We start from the raw sequence: 8,335 nt of genomic DNA, 5'->3' as shown, positions 1-8,335 counted from the left end.
ATCGCCACCGGGCCGGGCAACTCGTCCACGAGGCGCAGTTTGTCTTCGGGCAGCAGTCCGGCGCGGTACTCGCCCAGGCCCAGTGCCCCGGCGATGGCGGCGGCGGTGCGGGGATTGTCTCCGGTCAGCATCACCGGGGTCAGGCCCAGTCGCCGCAGTCGGGCCAGAGCACCTATGGCATCGGGGCGGGGTTCGTCGCGCAGGGCCAGCAGGCCGAGCAGTTCGGTGTCCCGCAACACGGCGGCGACGGTCTGCCCCGCTTCCTCCAGGGCGCCTATCTGCCGGGTCAGGGCGTCAGGAAGCGGGATTGTCTGCGCCACGAACGCGGGCGAGGCAATCCGAACCGTTTGCCCTTCCACCGTCGCCTCCACCCCCCGCCCGGCGAGGGCACGCGCACCGGACGCGGGCGGCAGCGCCAGCCCCCGCTCCTGCGCCGCCTGCACCACGGCGCGGGCGAGGGGGTGGTCACTGCCCGCTTCTGCCGCCGCCGCCAGCCGCAGCAGGTCGGTTTCGGGAACGCCGGGTGCGGGAAACAGGCCCGTCAGCACCGGACGCCCGGCGGTGAGGGTTCCGGTCTTGTCGAAGGCGACGGTTCGCACGCGGCCCACCGTTTCGAGGGCGGCCCCACCCTTAATCAGCAGTCCCCGGCGCGTTCCGGCGCTGATGGCACTCGTGACGGCGGCGGGCACGCTCAGCACCAGCGCACAGGGGCAGCCGATGAGCAGCAGCGCCAGCCCCTTGTACAGCCACTCGTTCCAGGGCTGGCCCAGCAGCAGCGGCGGCACCGTCGCCACCAGCCCCGCCACCAGCATGACGGCGGGGGTGTAGCGGCGGCTGAAACGGTCAATGAAGCGGGCCACCGGAGCCTTGCTGCTCTCGGCCTCCTCCACCAGCCGGATGATGCGGGCGATGGTGTTGTCGGCCCCAGCACGGTTCACCCGCAGCGTCAGCACGCCCTCGCCGTTAATGCTGCCCGCGTACACGCTGTCGCCTGCGCCCTTGGAGACAGGCACGCTTTCGCCGGTCACGGGGCTGTCGTCCAGACTGGACTGGCCTTCGAGAATGGTGCCGTCGGCGGGCACCCGCGCACCGGGGCGCACCTGCACCTGCTGACCGGGTTGCAGGCCGCTGGCACTCACCTCGCGCACCTGCCCGCCTTCCAGCAACAGCGCCGTGCGGGGAGCCAGGGCACTGAGGGCAGCGATTCCGGCCCGCGCCCGCCCCGCCGCCACGCCCTCCAGCAGTTCGCCCACCGCGAACAGGAACACGACCACCGCGCCCTCGGCGGCCTCGCCGATCAGCAGCGCCCCTACCGCCGCCAGCGTGACCAGCAGGTTGATGCTGAAGGGGTCGCCCAGCCGCACCCCAGCCCAGGCCCGGCGAGCGAGCGGCCACACACCGACCAGCGTGGCGACCGCAAACGCCGCCTGCGCCCACGCCGGAGCCACCAGCCCCAGCACCCAGGCCAGGGCCAGCAGCGCCCCCGACACCAGCACCAGCCGCCCTTGCCCGCCCGCGTACCAGGGCGCGGCCTGCTCGGCGGCAGGAGACGCGCCCGCTGCGCTGGCCTCTCCCGCACTTTCCACCAGGGACTGCGGCGGATAGCCCAGTTCGCGCAGATGCCGCTCCAGCACCGCCACCGCCGTCTGCGATTCATCGAGGTCAAGTTCGAGGGTCTGCCGGGCGAAACTGGTTTTCACGTCGGCGGTGCCGGGCAGGTTGCCCACCAGCCGCTCCACCTTCCGCACGCAGTCGGCGCAGTCCATGTTCTCCACGAAGTAGTTCAGGTGGCGGACGCCGGACGAAGTCATGACCACAGTTTACCTGAATGACCTCTCAATATATGAATGACTGCTCAGACATTCCGCTGGGGAGAGGCAGAACGAAAACCCCCGCCACCTCGGGCGGTGTTATTCCCTGTACTCCATCCCCATCCCTGACTCAAATTCAATCCTTGTGGAACAACCGGAACCAACCGCAATCAGACGAGACAGAAAAAAGCCATGCCCGTGCTGGAGCATGGTTTTCTTCTTTGGCCTTCCGGCAGTTCCGGTTATTGGTGAAAACTGGGGGAAGCGTTCCGTTTTTGGGCCTGTCTCAAATTCAGTCCCTATCTCGGCTTTGAATTCGGGGCGCGTGCTGCAAATTCAATCCCTACGTTTCTGTCAGGCAATGTTGCCGAGAACGCGGACCACTTTGCCCACGACCTGGGCAACCTCATCTGGAGAGATCAGGGCGTGGGGGCCACTGAAGTCGGGATTGGTGCTGTCAAGGATTTGCCTAGGACGCAGCCGCTTAACCACGTAACCGTCACCGGCAAGACGAGCCACCACAGGCATGTTGATTTCAGGGGCTACGTTGCGGTCAACGATGACCACATCGCCGTCATAGATAGGACGCTTACCGCCCGCCATGCTGTTGCCATTCACCTTGAACGCGACCAAGTCACGACCTTTAGCGAATTCCGCCTCGACGAAGACTTGTTGGTCCAGTTCGTGCATTTGCTGCGGCCCAGCTCCGGCCTGTCCAGCCATGTACACCGGCACTTGAAGGGCGCTGATTGTTGCAGCAGCACCAGGCGCGTCAGGATTAACCAGATACAGGATTTCGTGCGCGGGCCGTTCTAGGGCTTCAGCCAAGCGGGAAATTGTTTCCAGGCTAGGGTTGCTGATCGTGCCGTCACTGCGTCCTCTCACCAGGTCGTAGAGGGTGGAGCGCCCTATACCGTGCTTGTCTGCGAATTCTTTGACGGAGTCAATGCCCTGCGAACTCATCCGCTGAACGATGAGGTCGTTGAGTTGGCCGCGTAGCTGACCAACATCAGCTTTCTTGGGATTTGTGCGTCGTGAGGGCTTCATAACGGTCTGAGAGTAAAGCTATCAGTCCGCAAGTGCGGTTGCAATGTCCGCAACTGCGGACTAAACTTTAAGAGTCAAAGGAGGAACATGCTGGCCGAATTCATAACCAATCGAATGACGGAACTGGGTATCCGGCAGCACGAGCTGGCGGAAAGAAGCGCTTTGTCGCGGCAGTACGTGAGCGACTTAGTACTGGGAAAGCGGGGGGCACGAATGAGCCTGCGTACACAGCAGAAGCTGGCGCAGGGTCTAAAGGTGTCCCCCAAAAAAATTGCCGATTGTGCCGCAATTGCGGACTCAAAAGACGCAGTTGCGGACAAGGGGAAGCATGATGCCGGTCAAGAGTGAGCAGCGGCAGGTGCTGCTCTTCAGCGCTCAGGAGATTTCGGAAATTTTCGATATCCCTCTCCGCACCCTGCGCCGCCACATCACCCAGGCTCGCGAGAAGGGCACGCTTTACGAAGAGCGTGTGCCGAGCCGTGGCCGTGGCGCACCGGGCCTTTACATGGACGCCATGACCCTGGGGTTGGCTCTGAATCCCGACAGAATTGGCACTCAATTCCCTGGTTCCAGCGATGGCACTCAATTCGAGAATTCAGTGCCAGAATTGAGTGCCACTACAGGAATTGAGTGCCAATCGGGTTCGGGGGCGACTCAGCCGCAAAAACCCCGATTGCAGCACTGCCACCCTCCGGGAATTCAGTGCCACAAAAGTTGGCACCCAATTCCGGAATTGAGTGCCACACAAATTTCTCAGAAATCTTGAGGCGTGACCCGTCGCTGCTGCTGTCGCCTATGCAGGGGGCGACCTACAAGGACTCGGACCCACAGGCCGCTCTGAAATTGCACGCGGCCATTGTGCCCGTCCTGAATACCCGTGAGGGAACGAGGGAACGTGGTGAGGCAGTCAAGGCCGTGGCGCGTGACCAGGGCGTGGACCCCTCGACTGTTCGGGACTGGGTCCGACGTTTCCAGCGGCACGGGCTATCGGGCCTTCAGCCGCAGGAGCGTAAGGACAAGGGAGCCTTCCGGGTCCCGCAAGAGGCGCTGCAAATCATCTGCGCTGCAATCATCACCAACCCACCAACCACCAGCACTAGGAAGCTCCACCAAACCCTGATGCTGGCCGTGCCGGACGTGATGTACACAGTGAGGGCCGGACGCCGGACAGAAATCAGCCTTGCTACCGTGCAACGCATTCGGGACGCCCTAACACAGCATCCCCAAATGCGCCTGATGATGCTCGACACCGACGCTCGCCGGGAATTTCTGCGCACTTTCGTGGGCCGCGTGATTGCCCTGCACGCCAACGATATGTGGCAGCAGGACATGACGCGCTGCGACATTCTGATCTTCGACGAGGAAACCGGGGAAATCTACCGCCCGCGTGTTCAGGCCGTCATTGACGTGTTCAGCGGGGCCATTCCCGGTATCGCCTTCTCTCCCGACGAAGACCAGGTGCAGGCCGACCTCGCTTTCTTCCGGGCGCTGATGCCTGTGCATCAGGACGCGCCCTACGCAGACCAGTACCCCATCTATGGCCGCCCCCGTCGCCTGTACATCGACAACGGGAGCACTTATAGCAGCCACCACTTTGAGCGTGTCGCCCGTGATCTGGGCATCGAGATGATTCATTCCCGGCCCTGGGTCAGTCACACCCGTGGGCACATTGAGCGATTCTTCCGGACGCTCCACTTGTTCGAACGCACCCTGCCCGGCTACGTGGGAGAGGACGCCAAGAACCGTTCAAGTGACCACCTGGAAAAGCTGACAGCAGCCACTTACCGCTGGCAGGAAACCGGGCGTGACCCAGGCGAAGGCAACCGGTTGATGACCCTGCGCGAATACCAGAGCGCTGTATTGCGTTGGCTGATCGTGGACTACCATCGCACCGTCGTCAACGGCAAAACCCGCCTGGAATGGTTTACCAGTACGGCCCCGGCCTCCAGTCTGGTGACCTTCGACTTGGGGGAAATGCTGATTCACTTTGCCCAGCGCGTGGAACGTGTGGTCCGTCCCGACTGCACCGTGACAGTGGACGGCACTCTCTGGGCTTGCCCCGGTGGGGAACTGGGCAGCTACGCAGGCACCAAGGTGGTTGTCCTGCACGACGCGATGGTGCTGGGCAGCGACGTGCGCATCATCGCCCTGCGTGAACGCGCCGGACACCTGCGCATCCTCGGTGCGGCCACCCGCGCTCCCGACAACGCCATGAGCATTGAAGCGGGCGAGCTGCGCCGCGCCAACAAGCTGGCAAAGCGCCAGGCGCTGGCCGATGCCGACGACTTGCGCATCTCCATTACCGACCCAGCCCTACTGGTCCGCAAACAGCATGAGCGTGAACTGCCGGTCGTACCCGTTACGCCCTTGCCCGCTCCAGCAGCCCGCGCCCAGCTCACCACCGTTACCCCGGCCCCCACGCCCGACCTGGGAGCCTTCGGGAAATCGTTTTTGCAGCCTGACAACGACGCCAACATGCAGGACTTCCTGCGCTCGCTTACGGAGGACGAATGACGAAGCACGCTATCCCCACCCCCATCACATTGCCCGCTGACGTGGACGTTCAGCCTTCCCTCTCGCTGGTGCAGCCCGCCACGCCGAAGGTGCCGGAACACGTCCGCTACACGCCCGCTCTGAACCTCATCACCAAGCGCGTGCAGTACGCCATTCGTGAAGGCGTGCCGCTGGTCCTTGTGGTTGGTGAGCACGGCTGCGGCAAGAGCACGGCGGCGCGTCTGCTGGCTCAGAAGCCCCGCACCTTCTACTGGGAAGCGCGGCCCGACTACACCCCTAAAGACGTGATGGCCGACATTCTGGAGAAGCTGAACATCCGGGTGGGCGAGTCCTGGCGACAGCGCACCGACGTGCTGACGCGCTACTTGCAGGACCATCCGCACACCCTGCTGATTGACGAGTCTCAGCGCATGGGCTGGCGCACGCTCGACCAGTTGAAGTACGTGGCGGATAACAGTGGCATCACCATCGTGCTGCTCGGCTCCCCCTGGCTTGAGCAGATCATCGCCAAGCGCACCGATATCGACAGCCGTGTGGGCGTGCGGGTGCGGGTCGAGCCGCTTTCTCAGGCCGATTTCCTGCGCCTCTACTCCGACGACGACTATCCAGAAAAGGTGTTGGTCGCGGTGCATGAGGTCACCCGTGGGGTTTACCGCGTGATTGACCGGCTGCTGCGCCACCTAGACGTGGGACTGGCCGACGCCTCGATGTCCCGCGCTGACCTGACCCCTGCCCATGTGCGTGCTGTAGCTCAGGAGGTGCTGTAGCCATGACGAAGAAGCGTCATCTGAGCGGTGCCGGTGGAAACCAAATTCTCAAGGCCAAAGCTGTCACTCCTAGCGGCGAGGAGATCGTCATTCCCACCGCTCGCACCTCCGCTGTGGTCTGGTATGTCGCAAATCCGGACGGCAGTTGGCCTAAAAAGGACACGCTCCAATTGGATGAGGACGTTGCGGACGTGCGTGAAGGGGAATACTTCTGGATTGAGGAGATGCGCCCTGGCGAGGGCATGGGCAACATGGTCCAGTACCGCGTGGTCGAAGTGCGTAACGTCCTGCGCAAATTCCCTGGACGGTGGGGACAGTTCCTCCGGCAAGTTTTGCTCGTCCCTGTCGCAGATGCGGACACCGTGGGCGATCTGAGCATTAGCGATTTGAAGAGGAACAATTGATGCGCCCTCTATCCGATGAGCGTCACCAGAATTTGGAGGCCGCAGCGCGTTGCTACAGCAACATGACGCGCCGCGCACTCCTCGACACCATAGCCAAGCACACAAGCGCCACCATGCTGGACATTCAGCGGGCTTTCCCTGGGCTGGTTACAACGCAAATCAGCTATGGCATCCGGCCTCTGCTTAAGGCGGGACTGGTGCGGACTACCCGCCGAACCAGTCGAGGTCGCTCGCATTTCTACTCGCTCACTCCGAAAGGCATCCAGGCCCTGCGGGACCTGCATGACGAACTCTCCGATCTTCTTGCTGCTCTGGAGGCCCACCGTGATGAAACCCACCCCTGACCAGCTCCGCCAGCTCCTCGACATCCCCGACCAGATTCAGACCATCGAACGAAACATCAACGGCATGAAGACGGACAAGGCCAAGATCAGCCGCGAGTTGGACGCCCTGGAAGCCCGCCACCGCATCCGCATCAGCAAGGAAGGCGGCTACACCAACGCCGAAGACCGCAAGGCCGCGCTGGTCATCGCCTGCGAGGACGATGAGCTGTACAGCGCCAAGGTCGAGCGCCTGGAAAAGCTCAACGGCATGATTCGCTCGAAGGAAACCGAGCGTGACCACCTGCGCCGCACGCGCTCGGCCATTCAGGCTCAGGCATACGCCTACATCGTCACCAAGGGCGAGGAACTGCTCAAGGACAAGGACTTGGTGCAGGCCGTGGCGTCGAGGTTGCTGGCATGACCGGCCCCGACACCATCACCACCGTCGAAGAGGCCCGCGCCGCCGGGCTGCTCGGCCCGGAAACGGTCGAGCAGGTCATGGACCGCGCCGTGCTGCTCGGTGAGGACTCCGGCGAAATCACGCTTTACCGCGATTGCGAATGGTGGCACGCCTACCCGGTGGGCGGCCCCTGGAGCCTGACCGACAACGTCCCCAGTGTCTCGGCCCATAGCCCCCGCGCCGCGCTGGACATCCTGCTCACCCTGCCCGCCTTCCCTGCCAATCCCATTCCCCAGGAGGAATCCCCATGCTGACCGTGCTCGTCATCATCGTCGTGCTGCTGGCTGCCATCCTGCTTCTCGCCGCCGTGGCTGCCCGTCAGACCCTGGCCCCTCAGCCTCAGCCCTGGCGGGACTGCGCCGTGAAGCCGGACAGCGTGGTCACCATCATCTACAGCAGCACCCAGAGCAGCGACGACCTCGACTGTGAAGCCGACGACGCCATGCTGCGCGGTGACGTGGCCCACGCCCGACTGCTGCGGGACCTGGCCGACGCCCAGCGCGTGCGGGACCAGTTGCAGCGGGACGAGTTGCGCTGGCGGCGCGAGAACCCGACCGTGCGGGTACGTCAGCACGGCATCCGGGGGCTGGAAGCATGAGCCGGGTGCAGGTGCTCGACGTGGGGGACCGGGTGCAGGTGCTCGATACGAGTGACCGCCTGCAAGGCCGCGAAGGAGTGCTGATTCGCGTCGTAGACGAGCGGCACGTCGTAGCCATACCGGGGATTGGGCAAATCGGCGGCTACGAACGCAGCGACTTGGAACGCATCGGTGGCGACATCCAAGTGGGCGATTGGGTAAGAGTTTCTGGGACAGTCGAACCCTTCTGGAGCTGCGAGAAGGAAGAGCTGGACGCAGAGGCAGGCGTCATCGTGGACGAAATTGCCGAGGGTGAAGGTGACTTCCTGGTGTACGTCCTGACGGAGGCAGACGTTTACGAGTGCTGCACGGACCAGCTCACCCGCATCACCCGTGCCGAGGCGCTGGCATGAGCCGGGTGGAAGTTCTCAA

General features: G+C 63.5%; 12 protein-coding genes. 10 read left to right on the top strand and 2 right to left on the bottom strand.

From position 1 onward, the window contains the following. Nucleotides 1-1,811, bottom strand: a 1,811-nt coding sequence (locus Q4C89_RS11050) for a heavy metal translocating P-type ATPase (RefSeq protein WP_303102668.1), incomplete at its 3' end; no start/stop codon positions are given. A 354-nt stretch (nucleotides 1,812-2,165) separates the two neighbouring features. Then, a complete protein-coding gene (locus Q4C89_RS11045; RefSeq protein ID WP_303102667.1) occupies nucleotides 2,166-2,858 on the bottom strand; it encodes a LexA family transcriptional regulator in 693 nt (230 codons plus the stop codon). 87 nt (nucleotides 2,859-2,945) lie between these two features. On the opposite strand from Q4C89_RS11045, the gene Q4C89_RS11040 reads away from it, so the two are divergent. From Q4C89_RS11040 to Q4C89_RS11000, 10 genes are read left to right on the top strand one after another with little or no spacing between them, the layout of a single operon-like run. Then, nucleotides 2,946-3,206, top strand: coding sequence for a helix-turn-helix domain-containing protein (locus Q4C89_RS11040; protein WP_303102666.1), 261 nt, complete (start codon nucleotides 2,946-2,948; stop codon nucleotides 3,204-3,206). Continuing rightward, nucleotides 3,187-3,624: a hypothetical protein gene (locus Q4C89_RS11035; RefSeq protein WP_303102665.1), complete on the top strand. Its 438-nt coding sequence runs from the start codon at nucleotides 3,187-3,189 to the stop codon at nucleotides 3,622-3,624. The genes Q4C89_RS11040 and Q4C89_RS11035 overlap by 20 nt, the downstream gene beginning before the upstream one ends. Further along, a complete protein-coding gene (locus tag Q4C89_RS11030; protein ID WP_303102664.1) occupies nucleotides 3,621-5,372 on the top strand; it encodes a helix-turn-helix domain-containing protein in 1,752 nt (583 codons plus the stop codon). The genes Q4C89_RS11035 and Q4C89_RS11030 overlap by 4 nt, the downstream gene beginning before the upstream one ends. After that, nucleotides 5,369-6,139: an AAA family ATPase gene (locus tag Q4C89_RS11025; RefSeq protein WP_303102663.1), complete on the top strand. Its 771-nt coding sequence runs from the start codon at nucleotides 5,369-5,371 to the stop codon at nucleotides 6,137-6,139. The genes Q4C89_RS11030 and Q4C89_RS11025 overlap by 4 nt, the downstream gene beginning before the upstream one ends. Nucleotides 6,140-6,141: 2 nt before the next feature. Further along, on the top strand, nucleotides 6,142-6,543 hold the full coding sequence (locus Q4C89_RS11020; RefSeq protein ID WP_303102662.1) for a hypothetical protein: 402 nt from the start codon (nucleotides 6,142-6,144) through the stop codon (nucleotides 6,541-6,543). Next, nucleotides 6,543-6,887: a winged helix DNA-binding protein gene (locus tag Q4C89_RS15185; RefSeq protein ID WP_368493236.1), complete on the top strand. Its 345-nt coding sequence runs from the start codon at nucleotides 6,543-6,545 to the stop codon at nucleotides 6,885-6,887. Before Q4C89_RS11020 ends, Q4C89_RS15185 begins: the two co-directional genes overlap by 1 nt. Next, nucleotides 6,826-7,287, top strand: a complete 462-nt coding sequence (locus Q4C89_RS11015) for a hypothetical protein (RefSeq protein ID WP_303102661.1) — start codon at nucleotides 6,826-6,828, stop codon at nucleotides 7,285-7,287. Before Q4C89_RS15185 ends, Q4C89_RS11015 begins: the two co-directional genes overlap by 62 nt. Continuing rightward, nucleotides 7,284-7,580: a hypothetical protein gene (locus Q4C89_RS11010; protein ID WP_303102660.1), complete on the top strand. Its 297-nt coding sequence runs from the start codon at nucleotides 7,284-7,286 to the stop codon at nucleotides 7,578-7,580. Before Q4C89_RS11015 ends, Q4C89_RS11010 begins: the two co-directional genes overlap by 4 nt. Beyond that, a complete protein-coding gene (locus tag Q4C89_RS11005; protein WP_303102659.1) occupies nucleotides 7,574-7,924 on the top strand; it encodes a hypothetical protein in 351 nt (116 codons plus the stop codon). Before Q4C89_RS11010 ends, Q4C89_RS11005 begins: the two co-directional genes overlap by 7 nt. Continuing rightward, complete coding sequence (locus tag Q4C89_RS11000; RefSeq protein ID WP_303102658.1) at nucleotides 7,921-8,316, top strand: hypothetical protein; 396 nt, start codon at nucleotides 7,921-7,923, stop codon at nucleotides 8,314-8,316. The genes Q4C89_RS11005 and Q4C89_RS11000 overlap by 4 nt, the downstream gene beginning before the upstream one ends. Nucleotides 8,317-8,335: the final 19 nt, after the last annotated feature.

Origin of the sequence: Deinococcus sp. (assembly GCF_030523985.1) — a bacterium.
Lineage (GTDB): Bacteria > Deinococcota > Deinococci > Deinococcales > Deinococcaceae > Deinococcus.
Note: the sequence above shows the minus strand (reverse complement) of the source record. Positions and strands in the feature narration are given on the sequence as shown.